We start from the raw sequence: 17,309 nt of genomic DNA, 5'->3' as shown, positions 1-17,309 counted from the left end.
CAATGGTCCTTTTTGTCTTTTTCAGCAATACCGCAATGCCCGCTACGATAGCGCAGTGCAGTGCTGGAATCAAACTTATTACGTGCGGGGTGCCATTTTACGCGCGCAAGAGGTGAAACAGATTGCGCAGCATGCCGGCGGTGGCACCCCAAATGTAGAAGCGCTCGTAGGGCATGGCGTAGAACGAGCGCCGTCCGCCGGGCAATTCGACCGACAGGCGCTGGTGGTTGAGGCCATCCATGAGGAAGGCCAGCGGCACTTCGAAGATTTCCGCCACTTCCGACGGGTCGGCGCGCAGCTCGAACGGCGGCGTCACCAGGCCCACCACGGGCGTGACCTGGTAGCCGGTGCCCGTCAGGTAGTCGGGCAGGCAGCCGAGCACTTCGACGTGCGCGCGCGACAGGCCCACTTCTTCTTCCGTTTCACGCAGGGCCGTGGCCACGGGCGAACCGTCGAACGGTTCGCTGCGCCCGCCGGGAAAGCTGACCTGGCCCGCATGGCTGCTCAGGTGATCCGTGCGCATGGTCAGCAGGATGGTCAAGCCCTGTGGCCGTTGCACCAGCGGAATGAGCACGGCGGCGCGCACGGGCACGGCGCGGGCGGAAAGGAAATCCTGGGTGATCTCGGGCTGCCAGTCGGGCGGTTCGGCCAGGCGCTGGCGCAGCCAGCCGGGCGTCAGGCGCACGGCGTCCAGCGCCGCCTCGCCGGCGATCGAATCGATGGCGAGTTGTTGTGGATCAAATGCGATGGTGGCCATGCAGCTTATCCCATTGGCAATTCAGAATGAAAAAAGGGCACCCTGAGGCGCCCTTTTTTTCCAACGCAGACGCTGATATTACGCGCTTGCTTTCGCCACAACGCGGCGATTTGGCAATTTTTCTTTGATACGCGCCGATTTACCCGAACGCTCACGCAGATAGTACAGCTTGGCGCGGCGAACATCACCACGGCGTTTCACTTCGATCGAAGCGATCAGCGGCGAGTACAGTTGGAACGTACGCTCAACGCCTTCGCCGGACGAGATCTTGCGAACGATGAAGTTCGAGTTCAGGCCACGGTTACGACGGGAGATAACGACGCCTTCGTAAGCCTGGGCGCGCTTGCGCGTGCCTTCGACTACGTTGACGCTGACGATAACGGTATCGCCTGGTGCGAAGTCAGGAATCGATTTACCCAGACGGGCGATCTCTTCTTGCTCTAATTGTTGAATCAAGTCCATTTTTAACACTCCGAAAACCATCATGCCGGCGCACTGTGGATAGCGTGCTATCCGCCCGGTAGAGGATGGGTATTACCAATTTGGGCAACATGCCCGGCACTGCAAAGCCACCCTGCCGGCCGTCCGAGAACGGCTTACAGGCTGGCCAGGAATTTTTCGTCGGTCTTGCTGAGCAAGCCGGCGGCGCGTGCACTGACCAGCAGGTCAGGCCGCTTTGTCGCGGTCGCTTCCAGCATGCGCTGGCGGCGCCACTTGACGATCTCGGCATGATTGCCGCCCATCAAGACGGGCGGCACGGCCATGCCTTCATATGTTTCCGGCCGCGTGTAGTGCGGCGAATCGAGCAAGCCATTGACGAAGCTGTCCTCGATGGCCGATGCCTCGGTGTTCAAGACACCCGGCAACAGGCGGATCACCGCATCCATCAGCGCCATGGCGGGCAGCTCGCCGCCCGACAGGACGAAGTCGCCCATGCTGATTTCTTCGTCGACGCAACGGTCCAGCAAACGCTGGTCCACGGCTTCATAGCGGCCGCACAGGATCACCAAACCAGGTTCGGCTTTCAACTGCGTGACGCGCTCGTGCGTCAGCGGACGGCCTTGCGGCGACATGAACACCACGCGGGGCGCCGCCAGTCCCAGTTCGGTCTGGCGTTGCTTCGCGGCATTAATTGTCGCTTCGAGGGGACGGGCCATCATCACCATGCCGGGGCCGCCGCCATACGGGCGGTCATCCACGGTACGGTGATTGTCGGTAGTGAAATCGCGGGGATTCCACAGCGACAAGCCACATTTCCCCTGCTCGAAGGCGCGCCGGGTCACACCCGACTGCGTCAGCGCGGCAAACATTTCCGGGAACAGGGTCACGACATCAAATTGCATCGTTCACCATCCTGAAAACATTGCCCGGCGCAAAGTTAAGCGCAGGCGGTTTAATAATCGAGGCCCCAGTCGACCGTGATCTTGCTGGCAGCCTTGTCAACGTTAATGACAAACTGGCCAACAAACGGGATCAGGCGCTCAGGCGCCTTTTCAACGGTCTCATCGGCAGTGGCGACGGGCGTAACGCGCAAGATCGACTGCGGACCATTGCTCATCATGTCGTGCACTGTGCCGAGGCACTCGCCTTGCAAATTCTCGACTGTCAGTCCGATCAGATCGGACCAATAAAATTCATCGGCCGACAGCGTCGGGAAATGGCTACGCGGAATTTGCACAGAGACGCCTTTCAGCGCTTCTGCGGCATCCCGCCCGACCACACCCACCAGCTGGGCCACGACGTCGCCGCCGTGTAACTTCGCTTGCCTGACTTGAACATCATGCAAGGTCGGTTTATCAAACCACCAGGTTTTGACGCTTAATAATGCATCCGCGTCGTCGGAGAAAGGAGTGATCCTGACCCCGCCAGCAATGCCATAAGCACCGGAGACATAGCCTACCTGTACCAGGTCATCGGGGACTTTCACCCCGGATGCAGTCTTGACCGTCAAACCAGTGATCTAATTAAGCTGCTGCTTTGTTGTTGCTAGCTACCAGGCGAGCAACGGTTGGCGACAATTGTGCGCCAACGCCTTGCCAGTAGGCCAGACGGTCTGCGGTGATACGCAGTGGAACTTCGCCACCTTGCGCCATCGGGTTGTAAAAACCGATACGCTCAATGAAGCGACCATCGCGGCGATTGCGCGAATCAGTAGCGACGATGTTGAAGAACGGGCGCTTCTTGGCGCCTCCACGAGCTAAACGAATAACGACCATAATATTTCCAAAAAGTGTGCTGAGGCGGAAAAAGCCGCAAATTATAGCGCGCTTTACCGCCAGGCAGCAAGCGTTATGATGACGGGCGTGTAATTTGGGCTAATCAAACATTATGACCAGTCATGGCCGAAGACGCAATAGGCGCGTGCGTCTATCGTGCCGGCCATGCCACGTCCAGGCGATGATATTGCACGATAGCATCGCCTGAACGCCGTCTGAAAGTGCTATCGTTGCGGCAAGCAATGACCGATACTGACAATCTTTACCGATGAGCAACTCTGGAGTCCCATGACCACCGCTACCATTTTGCAACAGTCGCACAAGAACAAGGCCTTCACGACACTGCTGGCCTTCCTGCTGGGCATGCTGGGCGCCCACCGCTTCTACCTGCACGGCGCCAGGGACCGCTGGGGCTGGCTGCACCTGGCCGCCCTGCCCGCCTCCTTGCTGCTGCGCCAGCTGTTTCCCGAGGCGGACTGGTTTTACCAGATATTGCCGCTGACCCTGTCCGCCCTGGGCGGCTTCCTGGAAGCGCTGGTGCTGGGCCTGATGCCGGACGACAAGTGGGATGCGCGCTACAACGCCGGCTCCGGCCACCTGTCGGACACGGGCTGGCCCCTGGCCGTGGTGCTGGTCGCTACCTTGATGCTAGGCGCAGGCGTGCTGATCGCCACCATGGCACGCCTGTTCGACTTGCTGTACACAGGCGGCGCCTACGGTTAATTTCCGTATGGAAATGACATCGGATCGCGCCTGCCGCACGCACATGTAAGTGTTGGTAAGCAATCATGATTTTCCTCTATACTGCATTCACAATGCCGACATTACTGGCACATTCAACACCCCACAGGAGAAGATCATGATTCGTCGCCCACTCATCCTCGCAGTCGCCGTCACGGCCCTGTTCAGCACCTCCGCCTTCGCGCAAAACCTGTCGCCGAAGGCGCAATACGCGTACGACACGAAGCAGGCCAACACGCGCTATGCGGACGACAAGAAACTGTGCGCAGAAGAAACCAGCTCGAAAGCCCGCATGCAATGCCTGCGCGACGCCAAGGGCGAATACGACCAGGCCATCATCAACGCCAAGGCCGCGCAAAAGGCGGGCAATTCCTACGCCAGCCAGCCTTCCAAGCAGCCGCAGCACCAGATCTGCGCCGAGTGCGGCAAGGTGCTGGCAGTCAACGTCGCTGAAAAAGCGGGCGAAGGCGGCGCGCTGGGCATGATCGGCGGCGGCGTGGCCGGCGCCCTGCTGGGCCGCCAGGTCGGCGGCGGACGCGGCAAGGACCTGGCCACCCTTGCCGGTGCCGCCGGCGGCGCTTTCGCGGGCAAGCAAGTCGAAGGCCACATGAAAAACAGCAAGGTGTGGACCGTTACCGTGCAGTACGAAACGGGCGCCAAGGCCGACTTCGCGTTTGACCAGGACCCTGGCCTGGCCGCTGGCGACCTGGTGCGCAATTCCGGCAACGGCATCGCCCGCCGCTAGGAACGCAGAGTAAATCCGGGGTCAGACCCGGCGGGTCTGACCCCGGCATTTGTCTTTGTGGTTAAAAAAAGCGCTGGAGAGTAGTCTCCAGCGCTTTTTTTGCATTCAGCCGGCTCCCGCCGGCCCCGCGTCAACTTAAAACTGCTCTTCCGACAGCGCCATCACGCCGGCGCTGCCGTCGATGATGGTGGCGCGCAAGCCCGGCGCCTGCGACAGGATGTGGTCGGCAAAGAAGCGCGCCGTGGCGATTTTTGCCTTGTAGAACGAAGCGTCGCCGCTGCCTTCACCCAGCTTTTGCTGCGCCACGATGGCCGCGCGCGCCATTTGCCAGCCGCCCAGCACGATGCCGGCCAGTTTCAGGTACGGCACGCTGCCCGCAAAGACGGCCTTGATGTCCGTCTTCATGTTGGCCACCACATACTCGACTACCGCTTCGAGGGCCGCACTGCCTTCGGCCAGGTGGCGCTGCATGGCCTGGAAGTCGGCGCCGGACAGTTCGCCCAGCTGGGCTTCCGTGGCGCGCACCTGGGCGATGATGGCTTTCGCCACGGCGCCGCCGTCGCGCACCGTCTTGCGGCCCACGAGGTCATTCGCCTGGATGGCCGTCGTGCCTTCGTAAATCGTCAGAATCTTGGCGTCGCGGTAATGCTGAGCGGCACCTGTTTCTTCAATGAAACCCATGCCGCCATGCACTTGCACGCCGTCGCGCGTGACGTCTTGCGACATTTCCGTGGCCCAACCCTTGATGACGGGCACCAGGTATTCATACGTGGCCAGGCTTTCCGCGCGCACCTCGGCATCGGGATGATGGTGTGCCACGTCGCTGATGGCCGCGCCCACGTAGGCCAGCGCGCGCGCCGCCTCCGTCTGCGAGCGCATCGACATCAGCATGCGGCGCACGTCCGGGTGGTGGATGATGGAGACGGGGCCCGCGGACCCGGCCAGGTCGCGCGACTGCACGCGGTCCTTGGCGAACGCCACGGCCTGCTGGTAGGCGCGCTCGGCCAGGCCGATGCCCTGCAAGCCCACGCCGAAGCGGGCCGCGTTCATCATGATGAACATGTATTCGAGGCCGCGGTTTTCCTCGCCCACCAGGGTGCCGATGGCGCCGCCGTGGTCGCCGAACTGCAATACCGCCGTCGGGCTGGCCTTGATGCCCAGCTTATGCTCGATGGAAACACAGTGCGCGTCGTTGCGCGCACCCAGGCTGCCATCGGCGTTGACGAGGAATTTCGGCACGATGAACAGCGAAATGCCTTTCACGCCGGCGGGCGCGTCCGGCGTGCGGGCCAGCACCAGGTGGACGATGTTTTCCGCCATGTCGTGTTCGCCGTACGTGATGAAAATCTTCGTGCCGAACACTTTATAGGTGCCGTCGCCCTGCGGCACGGCGCGCGTGCGCACGGCGGCCAGGTCGGAACCGGCTTGCGGCTCCGTCAGGTTCATGGTGCCCGTCCACTTGCCCGACACCAAGTTTTCCAGATACACCGCTTTTTGCTCGTCGCTGCCGGCCGTCAGCAGCGCCTCGATGGCGCCGTCCGACAGCAGGGCCACCAGGGCGAACGAGATGCTGGCCGAGTTGAGCATTTCGATGCACGGCGTGGCCAGCAGCTTCGGTAAACCCTGGCCGCCGAACTGCGTCGGATGCTGCACGCCCTGCCAGCCCGCTTCGCCGTAGGCCTTGAACGCTTCCTTGAAGCCCTTTGACGTCGTGACCTGGCCGTCGTGCCAGAAGCTCGGCTCCTTGTCGCTGGGGCCGTTCAAGGGGGCCACCACGCCGCCGCAGAACTTGGCGTTCTCTTCCAGCACGGCTTCAGCCGTGTCGGGCGTGGCGTCTTCGCAGCCGGGTAAAGTGTGGATTTCGGCCAGGCCGGCCAGTTCGTTCATCACGAACAACATGTCTTTCAGCGGGGCTTGATAGCTCATCTTCTTTTCTCCAAGAAAAAAGCCACGCGCGGCTCGCCGTGTGGGGCGGGCCGGCGTGGCTTTGTCAGTAACAAAACCGGAAGGGGTGTGACTTAACCCAGTTCTTTGACCAGTTGCGGCACGATCTCGAACAGATCGCCCACGATGCCGTAGTCGGCCACGGCAAAGATCGGCGCTTCCGGATCCTTGTTGATGGCGACGATGGTCTTCGAATCTTTCATGCCGGCCAGATGCTGGATCGCGCCCGAGATACCGACGGCGATGTACAGCGATGGCGCGACGATCTTGCCCGTCTGGCCCACTTGCCAGTCGTTCGGCACGAAGCCGGCGTCAACGGCGGCGCGCGAAGCACCCATGGCGGCGCCAAGCTTGTCGGCCAGCGGTTCCAGGATGTGGAAGTTTTCCGCCGAACCCATGCCACGGCCGCCCGACACGATGATTTTCGCGGCGGTCAGTTCAGGACGGTCGGACTTGGCCAGTTCGCGGCCCACGAAGGCGGACTTGCCCGCGTCGGCGACGGCGGCGACGGTTTCCGTGGCAGCCGAACCGCCGGTGGCGGCAGCGGCGTCGAAACCGGTGGTGCGCACGGTGATGACCTTGACCTTGTCGCCGGATTGCACGGTGGCAATAGCGTTACCGGCGTAGATCGGGCGCTCGAAGGTGTCAGGGGAATCGACCTTGGTGATTTCCGAGATTTGCGCGACGTCAAGCTTGGCGGCCACGCGCGGCAGGATGTTCTTGCCGTAGGCGGTGGCTGGCGCCAGGATGTGGCTGTAGTTGCCGGCGATGGCCAGCACTTGCTCGGCCACGTTTTCGGCCAGGCCGTCGGCAAAATATGGCGCGTCGGCGACGATGACTTTCGTCACGCCGGCGATTTGCGCGGCGGCAGCGGCGGCAGCCGATGCGTTCGAGCCTGCGACGAGCACGTGCACGTCGCCGCCGCACTGGGCAGCCGCGGTCACGGTGTGGTGGGTGCTGCCCTTTAAGGTAGCGTTGTCGTGTTCAGCAATAACTAATGCGACCATGATATGTCCTGTAATTGTTCTGGGTAGACGGCAAAGCCGCTTAGATGACTTTGGCTTCGGTACGCAGCTTGGCGACCAGGGTAGCGACGTCCGGGACCTTGATGCCGGCCGAGCGCTTGGCTGGCTCGACGACTTTCAGGGTCTTCAGGCGTGGCGCAACATCGACGCCCAGGTCTTCCGGCTTGACGGTCTCGAGCGGCTTTTTCTTGGCCTTCATGATGTTCGGCAAGGTCACATAGCGTGGCTCGTTCAGGCGCAGGTCGGTGGTGATGATCGCTGGCAAGGTCAATGCCAGGGTTTCCAGGCCGCCGTCGACTTCGCGGGTGACGGTGACTTTACCGTCTTCCAGCACGACTTTCGAAGCAAACGTGGCTTGCGGCCAACCCAGCAGGGCAGCGAGCATCTGGCCGGTCTGGTTGCTGTCGTCATCGATGGCCTGTTTGCCCAGGATGATCAGTTGCGGCTGTTCTTTCTCGGCCAGGGACTTGACCAGCTTGGCCACGGCCAGCGGTTCCAGTTCGGTCGTCGTTTCCACCAGGATGCCGCGGTCGGCGCCGATGGCCATGGCCGTGCGCAGGGTTTCCTGGCACTGCGTCACGCCGCAGGAGATGGCGACCACTTCAGTGACCTTGCCGGCTTCTTTCAGGCGCATCGCTTCTTCCAGCGCGATCTCATCGAAAGGGTTCATCGACATTTTGACGTTGGCGGTATCGACGCCAGTGCCGTCACTCTTGACGCGGACTTTGACGTTATAGTCGACCACGCGTTTGACGGGTACCAAGACTTTCATAGCTATGCCTTTGGGAAATTATAAAAATGACGGATCAAGTGCTGATTGTGCGTTCGATTATAAGAGAAATTTGAATCTTGAACCGAATTTAAGCACGATCGTGCGATTTTTTGTTAGAGCAATCCATCTAAACTGTCCAGCTTTGAGGATTTCAGGGGAGTCCGCCGCTACGCTGCAGGGCAGCAAAAGGGCATGAAAGTGACGCACACGGCAAGCGGTCAAGCAGGCCGCGCCACGGCGGCCCCGGCTGGCAGAATTATTTGCGTTGCATCAGGAAGACGAATTCGGTACCCGTCTGCACATGCGACAGCAGGGCATTGCCCGTTTGCTTGGCAAAAGCCTGGAAGTCGCGCACGGAACCGGGATCGGTAGCCATGATGCGCAGCACTTCCCCGCTCTGCAGCTCTGACAAAGCCTTTTTCGCCTTCAGAATCGGCAAGGGGCAATTCAAGCCCCGCGCGTCGAGTTCTTTATGAAATTCCATAATCTCGGTATCAAGTAGTGTGTCGCTCATCATCAATATCCCGCCATTTTTTGTTGTACTGATTTTCGACATACTACTCTAAATCAGGGGCATTGACGCGCTGCACCAAAATAGTTCATCGGCTGTTGTGGTGTCACAACGAGATTCCACACGGAAAAACGGCCCGCAAACACCGTCTGCGGGCCGTTTTCAAGGGGCTGTGGGGCGAAAACCCCGCATGGGCCCTAGCTTACGCCTTATTTCGCGCGTTCGCCGACCCAGGCCGGCACGCCGGCCAAGGCGTTCGCCAGGCCGCTCGGATCGGTGCCGCCGGCCTGCGCCATATCGGGGCGTCCGCCGCCTTTTCCGCCCACTTGCTGTGCAACGAAGTTCACCAGCTCGCCCGCCTTGACCTTGGAAGTGGCGTCGGCCGTGACGCCGGCGATCAGGCTGACCTTGCCGTCGGCCACGCTGGCCAGCACGATGGCGGCCGTTTTCAGCTTGTCCTTCAGCTTGTCCATGGTTTCGCGCAGGCGGGCCACGTCGGCGCCGTCCAGCACGGCGGCCAGCACCTTGATGCCGTTGACATCGACGGCTTGCGTGACCAGCTCATCGCCCTGGCCCGACGCCAGTTTCGATTTCAGCGCGGCCAGTTCCTTCTCCAGCGCCTTCACGTGGTCCTGCACCTGGCCGATGCGGGCCGTCAGCTCTTCCGGCTGCGCCTTCAGGGCGTTGGCCGCTTCGACCAGGCGGCGGTTGATGGTTTGCACCAGCGCCAGCGCGCCCTCGCCCGTCACCGCTTCCACGCGGCGGATGCCGGCGGCCACGCCGCTTTCGCCGATGATCTTGAACAAGCCGATGTCGCCCGTGCGCTGCACGTGGACGCCGCCGCACAGCTCTTTCGAGCTGCCGATGTCGAGCACGCGCACTTCGTCGCCGTATTTCTCGCCGAACAGGGCCATGGCGCCATGCTTGACGGCATCGTCAAACGACATCAGGTGCGCTTGCGTGGCGCGGTTTTCCAGGATTTCCTTGTTGACGATGGTTTCCACGGCGGCGATCTGCTCCGCCGTCATCGGCGCATTGTGGCTGAAGTCGAAACGGGTTTTATCGGGGTCGACCAGCGAACCCTTTTGCGCCACGTGGCTGCCCAGCACTTCGCGCAAGGCCTTGTGCATCAGGTGCGTGGCCGAGTGGTTGCGGATGGTGCGCGCGCGCTTGGCCGTGTCGACTTGCGCCGAGACGGCGTCGCCCACCTTCAGCACGCCCGATTCCAGCACGCCGTGGTGGCCGAACACGTCGGCCTGGACTTTCAGCGTGTCGCTGACGGCAAAGCTGCCGGCGCCCGAGGCGATCACGCCCTGGTCGCCCACCTGGCCGCCCGATTCCGCGTAGAACGGCGTGGTGTCGAGCACGACGATGCCCGCTTCACCGGCCTTGAGTTCCTGTACTGGCGTGCCGGCTGCGTACAGCGCCACGACCTTGCTGCTGAATGTCAACTGGTCGTAGCCGACGAAGGTGTTTTTCTCGCCCGTGTACTCGACCTTGCTGTCCTTGTGCGTCTTGCCGCCCTTGCGCGACAGTTCCTGGCTTTCCTTCAGGGCCGCGTCGTAGCCGGCCTGGTCGAACGTGATGTCGCGTTCGCGGCAAATGTCGGCCGTCAAGTCCGGCGGGAAGCCGTAGGTTTCGTACAAAGTAAAAGCGGTGGCGCCGTCGATGCCCGTGGCATCCTTGGCCAGCTGCGCTTCCAGCACTTTCATGCCCGTTTCCAGGGTTTCGCCGAAACGCTCTTCCTCGGCCTTCAGCATGTTGGCGACGTTGTCTTTCGCTTCTTCCAGCTCCGGATAGGCGCCGCCCATCTCGATGGCGAGATCGGCCACCAGCTTGTAGAAGAACGGTTTCGTCTGGCCCAGCTTGTGGCCATGGCGCAAGGCGCGGCGGATGATGCGGCGCAACACATACGCGCGGCCTTCGCTGCCCGGGATGATGCCGTCGACGATCATGAAGGCGGCGGCACGGATGTGGTCGGCGATCACGCGCAGCGACTTGTTTTCCAGGTCCGTGGCGCCCGTTTCGCGCGCGGCAGCCTTGATCAGGTGCTGGAACAGGTCGATTTCATAGTTCGAATGCACGTGCTGCAGCACGGCGGCCAGGCGCTCCATGCCCATGCCCGTGTCGACGCATGGCTTCGGCAGCTTGTGCATGACACCGGCTTCGTCGCGGTTGAACTGCATGAACACCAGGTTCCAGATTTCAATGAAACGGTCGCCGTCTTCGTCAGGCGAGCCCGGCGGGCCGCCAGGAATGTCGGCGCCGTGGTCGTAGAAGATTTCCGTGCATGGGCCGCATGGGCCCGTGTCCGCCATCTGCCAGAAATTGTCCGACGCGTAGCGCGAGCCCTTGTTGTCGCCGATGCGGATGATGCGCTCGACGGGCACGCCGATTTCTTTCGCCCAGATATCGTACGCTTCGTCATCTTCGATGTACACGGTGACGGTCAGCTTATCGGCCGGCAAGCCATACACCTTGGTCAGCAGTTCCCACGCGTATTGAATCGCATCGCGCTTGAAATAGTCGCCGAAGCTGAAGTTGCCCAGCATTTCAAAGAAGGTGTGGTGGCGCGCTGTGTAGCCGACGTTTTCCAGGTCGTTGTGCTTGCCGCCGGCGCGCACGCAGCGCTGCACGGAAGTGGCACGCGTGTACGGACGGCTGTCCGTGCCCGTAAACACGTCCTTGAATTGCACCATGCCGCTGTTCGTCAACAGCAAGGTCGGATCGTTGCCTGGCACCAGGGAGCTGGAACGGACGATGGAATGGCCCTTGGACTCGAAAAATTTGAGGAACTTGTCGCGGATTTCAGTTGATTTCATGTTTTTTTGGCAAAGAGTGGCGGCAGCTTTAAAGGGAAGATTATACGTGATATGGGGTGCGGCAATGACGGCTGGCACGGCCATTGTTGCGCCCGTGCCAACATCGACAACCTGCCCGCTCAGGCCGGGTCGTGGTGGCTGGCGCAGGCGTGCGGCGCGGGCGTGGCCTTGGCCGCAGAGCCTGTGGCGCCGGCGGCCGCATTGCAGTCAGCGCAGCGGCCGTACAAGGTCAGTTCGTGGCGTTCGACGACAAAGCCTTGCGGCGCCATGCGCTTCAAGTCGCCCGGACAATCATGCACGTCGAACACGCGCTGGCACGTGGTGCACTGGAAATGGTGGTGGTGGTGATTGGCGGCCGTGTTCGACTCATAGCGCGGGTTTTCGCCCGGCAAGGTCACGACGTGCACCTTTTCTTCCAGCACCAAGGACTTCAAGTTGCGGTAAACGGTGGCGATACCCAGCTGCGTCACCTGCAAGCTGGCCTGTTCGAGGATTTCCTGCGCCGACAAGGGGCGCTGGGCCGACTCGATGGCGGCTTGAATAGCGGTTTTTTGACGTGTTGTGCGTTCCATAGCCGACAGAATACACCATCCGCCTGACTCCCCTGCCCGGAAAAACTGTCACACAGTAATGATAATGGGTTATCATTATCATCTTCTGGCAGCCACCCCATCCGGCAATGGCCTGCCCCGACCCGTCAAACCGATCGCCGATAAAGGAATTCTTGCCCATGTCCGTCCGCCCTCACCAACCCACTCCCCTCGCGCTGGCCATCATGCTGGCCTTTGCCGCTCCTGCCAGCGCCCTGGCGCAGCAAGCGACAACCTTGCCCGCCGTCACCGTCTCGGCCAGCGCCCTGGCCCTGGGCAGCGACGACATGAGCACGCCCGTCACCGTGCTCGAAGGAGAGGAACTGGTGCGCGCCCGCGAGGCGACCCTGGGCGAAACCCTGGCCGGCCAGCCCGGCATCACCTCCAGCCATTTCGGCGCCGGCGCCAGCCGCCCCATCATCCGCGGCATGGATGGCCCCCGCGTGAAAATCCTGTCCGATGGCGCCGAAGTGCAGGACGCGTCGACCATCAGCCCCGATCACGCCGTCGCGGCCGAACCGATGCTGTCGGAACAGATTGAAGTCTTGCGCGGCCCGTCCGCGCTGGCCTATGGCGGCGGCGCCGTCGGCGGCGTCGTCAATGTGATCGACAAGAAAATCCCCACGCGCGTGCCGGCAAAAGGTTTCGAAGGCAGCGCGGAAGTGCGCGCCAACTCGGCCGCGCGCGAAAAGGCGGGCGCCTTTGAAGTCACTGGCGGCTCCGGCAACATCGCCTTCCACGCGGAAGGCGTCAAGCGCGACGCAAAGGAATACAAGGTCGGCAGCGGCTGGGAAGGCGGCTCGAAAGTGGGTGGCAGCTACAACAAGACGGACACGGGCAGCGTGGGCGTGTCGTGGGTGGGACAGCGCGGCTTCCTGGGCCTGGCTTTCACCAGCCAGCACGCGGAATACGGCTTGCCCGGCCACAACCACGAATTCGAGAGCTGCCACCCGCACGGCACGCACCTGCATTGCGGCGGCCACGAGGGCCACGGCCATGGCGACGAAGAAGAACATGAGCACGAGGATGAACACGAAAGCGTGCCATACGTGAAACTGAAGAGCGAACGCTGGGATGTGCGCGGCGAACTGCGCGATCCCGTGCCCGGTTTCGCCAAGCTGCGCCTGCGCGCTTCGTTCACCGATTACAAGCACGATGAAATCGAAGGCACGGAAATCGCCACCACGTTCAAGAACAAGGGCCACGATGCGCGCCTGGAAATGGAACACCATCCCGTCTTCGGCTGGCGCGGCGTAGTCGGCCTGCAAACGTCGAAGCGCGATTTCTCGGCTCTGGGCGAAGAAGCTTACGTGGCGCCGACGGTCACGAAGAAGCACGCGGCCTTCCTGGTGGAAGAATACAAGCTCGACCAATGGCGCTTCGAAGCGGGCTTGCGCCACGAATGGCAAGACATCACGGTCGACAGCGCCACCCTGCAAGACCGCAGCGCCAAGGGCACGTCGATCTCGCTGGGTGCCGTGTGGAAATTCGCGCCCCAGTATTCGCTCGGTTCGACCATTTCCCGCACGCACCGCCTGCCCAGCGCCGAGGAACTGTATGCGCACGGCGTGCACATGGCCACGGCCACGTACGAGCTGGGCAATCAAAACCTGGGCAAGGAAACGTCGAACAATATCGACTTGACCTTGCGCAAATACGCGGGCGCCACGACCTTCTCGGCCAGCGCCTACCGCAACAAGGTAGATAATTACATCTTCGGCTCCACCCTGGACAACCACGAAGGCTTCCAGCTGATCCAGTACGCCCAGCGCGACGCCACGTTCACGGGCGTGGAAGGGCAAGTGCGCCAGCAGCTGAACCCCATGTTCGGCGCCAGCGTGTTCGGCGACTATGTGCGGGCCAAGCTGGCCAACGATGGCGGCAACTTGCCGCGCATCCCGGCCCAGCGTTTTGGCGTGAAGGTGGACGCCAACTGGCAGGCGTGGAGCGGCGTGGCCGAGTTCTACCGCGTGGGCAAGCAAGACAAGGTCGCCGCGTTTGAGACGGCAACCCCGGGCTACAACATGCTGAACCTGTCCGCCAACTACGACACGCGCATCGGCACGACGCCGGCCCAGTTCTACATCAAGGCGAACAACCTGACAAATGAACTGGCGTACAGCCACACCTCGTTCATCAAGAATGCGGCGCCTTTGACGGGGCGCAATGTCACCGTAGGAATGCGCGTGACTTTCTAAACGCTGAACCCAACGGCAAAGACTGGGGTCGTACCCTGCAGGGTACGACCCCGGCTTTTTTCAGGGTTCAGTTTAGCCAGCCTTGATCAAATCTATCCTGTCCGTACAAAACCCATCCACGCCCCAGGCCAGCAGCTCGCTGGCCCGTTCGGGCGTGTTGACGGTGTAGCAGAACAGCCCGTATCCCGCCTCCTTGACCTTTCGCGCCAGTTCCGGCGTCAGCTGCTGGTGGTCGCAATGAATCGCCACCACGTCCAGTTCCTTCGCCGTCCGCGCCCAGTCATCCGGTATCTGTTCGACCAGCCAGCCGCGTGCCAGTTCCGGCACCGCCTGGCGCGCCGCCTGCAGCGCGTCGACGCTGAACGACGAGAGCAAGGGCAATAATTCTCCAGTAGCAATTTCTTTTGCGAAATAGTCGCGCGTGGCCCGCGCCACCGCCTCGCCCGTGGCTACGTCGAAGCCTGGCGCCGGCTTGATTTCGATATTCATCCAGATGCGCTGCGCCTTGCAGTACGCCACCACGGCCTCGAACGTGGGCACGCCCTCGCCCGCGAATTGCGGGCCGAACCAGGCGCCCGCCTCCATGGCGCCGAGCTGCGCGGCCGTGTAATCGCTGACCTGGCCGCTGCCGGCCACGGTGCGGCCCAGTTCGGGGTCGTGCACGACAACGGGCACGCCGTCGGACGCCAGCATGACGTCGAATTCCACGGCGCGGTAGCCGTAGGCGAGGCCGCAGCGCAGGGCGGCCAGGGTGTTTTCAGGCGCCAGGGTGCCGCCGCCGCGGTGCGCCAGGGTGCGTGGATAGGGCCACATGGTATTCCTTTATCATGATGAGGTTTTCAATGAGGACGTCTTGCCATCATCGCGTGCAAGCGCCACCATGTAAAGGACGCGATCAGGCGATTGGCGCCGTCTCCGCCCGCTTTCGTCGCAACGGCGTTGCGCCCGCATGCAGAGCCGCCCATAATTGCCGCATTGCCAACCCGAACGCCCACCCGAAAGCGGTCCCGCATGCACACTACCGACACCGCCCCCCGCAAGACGGGCTTTCCCTACCGGCGCCTGCTGGGCGATGCCCGTTATGCGCTGCTGCTCAATGTCCTGTGCGCCCTCTTCATCACCTTCGTGCTGAGCGGCGGACAAAGCTTCTGGCTCAACCTGCTTGCATCCATGTGCATAGGCGGCATTGCCTTCCTGCTCATCGACGGCATCCGCCTGGCCTGGTGGGGCGAGGGACGCCGCCCCCCAAGACTGCCCTTCACTGCCCTCATCATCGTCAGCGCCACCGTGGCACAGGTAGGCGGCACCATGCTGTTCGGCTGGCTGGCCAATATCGACGTTCCCGCGCCCGTCTCCATGTCGTCACGCAATGTCGGCATGACGGTGTTCACCTTGGCGGTGGCGGGAGCGGCCATCCTGTTCTTTGGCAGCCGCGAAAAAATCGCCCGCCTGCAAATGGAGGCGGCCCAGGAAAAAGCCCGCGCCGAATCCGTGGCGCGCCAGGCCATGCAGGCGCAGTTGCAGCTGCTGCAGGCGCAGATCGAACCGCATATGCTGTTCAATACCCTCGCCAACCTGCAGGGCCTGATCAGCTTTGATCCGGACCGCGCCCAGCTGCTGCTCGATCAATTGATCCAGTATCTGCGCGCCACCCTGTCTTCCTCGCGCGCAGAATCCACCACCCTGGAGCAGGAGTTTTCCCTGATGCAAGCCTATCTGGGCCTGATGTCGATACGCATGGGTGCGCGCCTGCGCTTTACGCTGGATTTGCCCGATACTTTGCGCCAGATCAAGGTGCCGCCCATGCTGCTGCAGCCGCTGGTGGAAAACGCCATCCAGCACGGCCTGGAACCGAAGATCGAAGGCGGCCACGTCCACGTGCGGGCGTCCGCCGACGACGGCATGCTGATCCTGACGGTTGCCGACGATGGCCTGGGCCTCGACCATCCGGGCCAGAGCAAGGGCACCCACCTGGGCGTGGCGAACATCCGCGAGCGCCTGCGCGGCATGCATGGCGACGCCGCCAGCCTGGTGCTGGCCGCCAACACGCCGGCAGGCGCGACCGCCCGCCTGACAATCCCCCTTCCATCCACCATCACGAGCCCCCTCGCATGAACAAGCACACCCCACACGCGCCGCGCGCCCTGATCGCCGAAGACGAACCGATACTCGCCGCCGCCCTCGCGCACGCCTTGCGCCGGCTCTGGCCGGAACTCGACATCGTCGCCACCTGCGCCAACGGCGTGGAAGCCCTGCAGCAAGGCCTGGCGCTGCAGCCCGACATACTCTTTCTCGACATCAAGATGCCCGGCAAGACGGGCCTGGAAGCAGCCGAGGAGCTGGCGGAACAGTGGCCGGACGGCGTACCTTTCCCCCACATCGTGTTCGTCACCGCCTACGACGAATACGCGCTGGCCGCCTTCGAACACGCGGCCGCCGATTACGTCTTAAAACCCGTCAACGATGCACGCCTGGGCAAGACGGTGGAACGCCTGCAGCAGCGCTTGCGCGACAGCGCCGGCGTCAACGGTACAGCTACGGCAAGCCCAACGCCAGCGACGGCGCCAGCCGCCACGGAAGCGTCGGCAGCCGAGTCCGCCAGCGACGGCAACATGGCCCGCCTGCTGAGCCAGCTGCAAGCCATGCTGCCGCCCGCGCCGCGCCTGCAAATGATACGGGCGGCCGTCGGCAACAGCGTGCGCATGATCGCGCTGGCCGACGTCGTGTATTTCGAGGCGCTGGACAAATACATCAACGTCGTGTGCCAGGACAGCGAAGCGCTGATACGCACGAGCCTGAAGGAACTCCTGCCCCAGCTGGACCCGCAACAGTTCTGGCAAATCCACCGGGGCACCATCGTCAACGCCAGCGCCATCGCCACGGCCGTGCGCGACGAGGCGGGCAAGCTGTCGCTGACCCTGCGCCAACATCCGGCACAGCTGCGCGTCAGCCCTTTATATGCCCATCTGTTCCGGCAGATGTAAAACG

The 17,309-nt window shown here is 62.5% G+C and carries 17 protein-coding genes; 5 read left to right on the top strand and 12 right to left on the bottom strand.

Going from position 1 to position 17,309, the window contains the following annotated elements; genetic code table 11:
- Positions 1-97: 97 nt before the first annotated feature.
- The 5 genes from BZG29_RS07185 to rpsP form a co-directional block, all read right to left on the bottom strand.
- Complete coding sequence (locus BZG29_RS07185) at positions 98-757, bottom strand: CoA pyrophosphatase (protein ID WP_077400560.1); 660 nt, start codon at positions 755-757, stop codon at positions 98-100.
- Between the two features lie 78 nt (positions 758-835).
- Positions 836-1,219 (bottom strand): 50S ribosomal protein L19, encoded by a 384-nt coding sequence (rplS, locus tag BZG29_RS07180; RefSeq protein ID WP_035825414.1) that lies wholly within the window; start codon positions 1,217-1,219, stop codon positions 836-838.
- Positions 1,220-1,353: 134 nt separating this feature from the next.
- The gene (trmD, locus tag BZG29_RS07175; protein WP_077400557.1) at positions 1,354-2,100 is read right to left on the bottom strand and encodes a tRNA (guanosine(37)-N1)-methyltransferase TrmD; all 747 of its coding nucleotides are present in this window, start codon (positions 2,098-2,100) and stop codon (positions 1,354-1,356) included.
- 50 nt (positions 2,101-2,150) lie between these two features.
- Positions 2,151-2,708 (bottom strand): ribosome maturation factor RimM, encoded by a 558-nt coding sequence (rimM, locus tag BZG29_RS07170; RefSeq protein WP_077400554.1) that lies wholly within the window; start codon positions 2,706-2,708, stop codon positions 2,151-2,153.
- A gap of 13 nt (positions 2,709-2,721) precedes the next feature.
- On the bottom strand, positions 2,722-2,973 hold the full coding sequence (rpsP, locus tag BZG29_RS07165; RefSeq protein WP_010395524.1) for a 30S ribosomal protein S16: 252 nt from the start codon (positions 2,971-2,973) through the stop codon (positions 2,722-2,724).
- Between the two features lie 288 nt (positions 2,974-3,261).
- Here rpsP and BZG29_RS07160 point away from each other — a divergent pair, with 288 nt between their 5' ends.
- A complete protein-coding gene (locus BZG29_RS07160) occupies positions 3,262-3,696 on the top strand; it encodes an NINE protein (protein WP_077400551.1) in 435 nt (144 codons plus the stop codon).
- A gap of 136 nt (positions 3,697-3,832) precedes the next feature.
- The gene (locus BZG29_RS07155) at positions 3,833-4,459 is read left to right on the top strand and encodes a glycine zipper 2TM domain-containing protein (RefSeq protein WP_077400548.1); all 627 of its coding nucleotides are present in this window, start codon (positions 3,833-3,835) and stop codon (positions 4,457-4,459) included.
- Positions 4,460-4,594: 135 nt separating this feature from the next.
- Here the strand turns inward: BZG29_RS07155 and BZG29_RS07150 are convergent, their stop codons facing one another.
- The 6 genes from BZG29_RS07150 to BZG29_RS07125 all read right to left on the bottom strand — a co-directional run bounded on the left by BZG29_RS07150 (position 4,595) and on the right by BZG29_RS07125 (position 12,105).
- A complete protein-coding gene (locus tag BZG29_RS07150) occupies positions 4,595-6,385 on the bottom strand; it encodes an acyl-CoA dehydrogenase (RefSeq protein ID WP_077400545.1) in 1,791 nt (596 codons plus the stop codon).
- A 92-nt stretch (positions 6,386-6,477) separates the two neighbouring features.
- Positions 6,478-7,410, bottom strand: coding sequence for an FAD-binding protein (locus tag BZG29_RS07145; protein ID WP_077400542.1), 933 nt, complete (start codon positions 7,408-7,410; stop codon positions 6,478-6,480).
- A 40-nt stretch (positions 7,411-7,450) separates the two neighbouring features.
- A complete protein-coding gene (locus BZG29_RS07140) occupies positions 7,451-8,200 on the bottom strand; it encodes an electron transfer flavoprotein subunit beta/FixA family protein (protein WP_034759884.1) in 750 nt (249 codons plus the stop codon).
- A 256-nt stretch (positions 8,201-8,456) separates the two neighbouring features.
- On the bottom strand, positions 8,457-8,684 hold the full coding sequence (locus BZG29_RS07135; protein ID WP_010395510.1) for a sulfurtransferase TusA family protein: 228 nt from the start codon (positions 8,682-8,684) through the stop codon (positions 8,457-8,459).
- Positions 8,685-8,920: 236 nt separating this feature from the next.
- Positions 8,921-11,533: an alanine--tRNA ligase gene (gene alaS / locus BZG29_RS07130; RefSeq protein WP_077400539.1), complete on the bottom strand. Its 2,613-nt coding sequence runs from the start codon at positions 11,531-11,533 to the stop codon at positions 8,921-8,923.
- Positions 11,534-11,652: 119 nt separating this feature from the next.
- Positions 11,653-12,105 carry a Fur family transcriptional regulator gene (locus tag BZG29_RS07125; RefSeq protein WP_077400536.1) on the bottom strand — a complete coding sequence of 151 codons (453 nt, stop codon included), beginning with the start codon at positions 12,103-12,105 and terminating at the stop codon, positions 11,653-11,655.
- Positions 12,106-12,263: 158 nt separating this feature from the next.
- On the opposite strand from BZG29_RS07125, the gene BZG29_RS07120 reads away from it, so the two are divergent.
- Positions 12,264-14,321 carry a TonB-dependent receptor gene (locus tag BZG29_RS07120; RefSeq protein WP_171984951.1) on the top strand — a complete coding sequence of 686 codons (2,058 nt, stop codon included), beginning with the start codon at positions 12,264-12,266 and terminating at the stop codon, positions 14,319-14,321.
- Positions 14,322-14,393: 72 nt separating this feature from the next.
- Here BZG29_RS07120 and ugpQ read toward each other — a convergent pair whose 3' ends face one another.
- Positions 14,394-15,134, bottom strand: coding sequence for a glycerophosphodiester phosphodiesterase (gene ugpQ, locus BZG29_RS07115; protein ID WP_077400533.1), 741 nt, complete (start codon positions 15,132-15,134; stop codon positions 14,394-14,396).
- A gap of 198 nt (positions 15,135-15,332) precedes the next feature.
- Between ugpQ and BZG29_RS07110 the strand changes: the two genes are divergently transcribed.
- Together BZG29_RS07110 and BZG29_RS07105 are read left to right on the top strand one after the other, a co-directional pair.
- Complete coding sequence (locus tag BZG29_RS07110; protein ID WP_077400530.1) at positions 15,333-16,436, top strand: histidine kinase; 1,104 nt, start codon at positions 15,333-15,335, stop codon at positions 16,434-16,436.
- On the top strand, positions 16,433-17,305 hold the full coding sequence (locus BZG29_RS07105; RefSeq protein WP_077400527.1) for a LytTR family DNA-binding domain-containing protein: 873 nt from the start codon (positions 16,433-16,435) through the stop codon (positions 17,303-17,305). The genes BZG29_RS07110 and BZG29_RS07105 overlap by 4 nt, the downstream gene beginning before the upstream one ends.
- Positions 17,306-17,309 lie beyond the last annotated feature (4 nt).

The organism is Janthinobacterium sp. LM6 (assembly GCF_002002885.1).
GTDB classification, from domain to species: domain Bacteria; phylum Pseudomonadota; class Gammaproteobacteria; order Burkholderiales; family Burkholderiaceae_D; genus Janthinobacterium; species Janthinobacterium kumbetense.
This window is presented reverse-complemented; position numbering and strand designations above follow the sequence as displayed.

Excerpts from the sequence above, each read along its gene's own strand:
- BZG29_RS07140 (WP_034759884.1), bottom strand. The coding sequence starts at position 8,200 with ATGAAAGTCTTGGTACCCGTCAAACGCGTGGTCGACTATAACGTCAAA.
- rpsP (WP_010395524.1), bottom strand. The coding sequence starts at position 2,973 with ATGGTCGTTATTCGTTTAGCTCGTGGAGGCGCCAAGAAGCGCCCGTTC.
- alaS (WP_077400539.1), bottom strand. The coding sequence starts at position 11,533 with ATGAAATCAACTGAAATCCGCGACAAGTTCCTCAAATTTTTCGAGTCC.
- BZG29_RS07160 (WP_077400551.1), top strand. The coding sequence starts at position 3,262 with ATGACCACCGCTACCATTTTGCAACAGTCGCACAAGAACAAGGCCTTC.
- BZG29_RS07145 (WP_077400542.1), bottom strand. The coding sequence starts at position 7,410 with ATGGTCGCATTAGTTATTGCTGAACACGACAACGCTACCTTAAAGGGC.
- BZG29_RS07125 (WP_077400536.1), bottom strand. The coding sequence starts at position 12,105 with ATGGAACGCACAACACGTCAAAAAACCGCTATTCAAGCCGCCATCGAG.
- trmD (WP_077400557.1), bottom strand. The coding sequence starts at position 2,100 with ATGCAATTTGATGTCGTGACCCTGTTCCCGGAAATGTTTGCCGCGCTG.
- rplS (WP_035825414.1), bottom strand. The coding sequence starts at position 1,219 with ATGGACTTGATTCAACAATTAGAGCAAGAAGAGATCGCCCGTCTGGGT.
- BZG29_RS07120 (WP_171984951.1), top strand. The coding sequence starts at position 12,264 with ATGTCCGTCCGCCCTCACCAACCCACTCCCCTCGCGCTGGCCATCATG.
- BZG29_RS07185 (WP_077400560.1), bottom strand. The coding sequence starts at position 757 with ATGGCCACCATCGCATTTGATCCACAACAACTCGCCATCGATTCGATC.
- BZG29_RS07105 (WP_077400527.1), top strand. The coding sequence starts at position 16,433 with ATGAACAAGCACACCCCACACGCGCCGCGCGCCCTGATCGCCGAAGAC.
- BZG29_RS07155 (WP_077400548.1), top strand. The coding sequence starts at position 3,833 with ATGATTCGTCGCCCACTCATCCTCGCAGTCGCCGTCACGGCCCTGTTC.
- BZG29_RS07110 (WP_077400530.1), top strand. The coding sequence starts at position 15,333 with ATGCACACTACCGACACCGCCCCCCGCAAGACGGGCTTTCCCTACCGG.
- ugpQ (WP_077400533.1), bottom strand. The coding sequence starts at position 15,134 with ATGTGGCCCTATCCACGCACCCTGGCGCACCGCGGCGGCGGCACCCTG.
- BZG29_RS07150 (WP_077400545.1), bottom strand. The coding sequence starts at position 6,385 with ATGAGCTATCAAGCCCCGCTGAAAGACATGTTGTTCGTGATGAACGAA.
- BZG29_RS07135 (WP_010395510.1), bottom strand. The coding sequence starts at position 8,684 with ATGGAATTTCATAAAGAACTCGACGCGCGGGGCTTGAATTGCCCCTTG.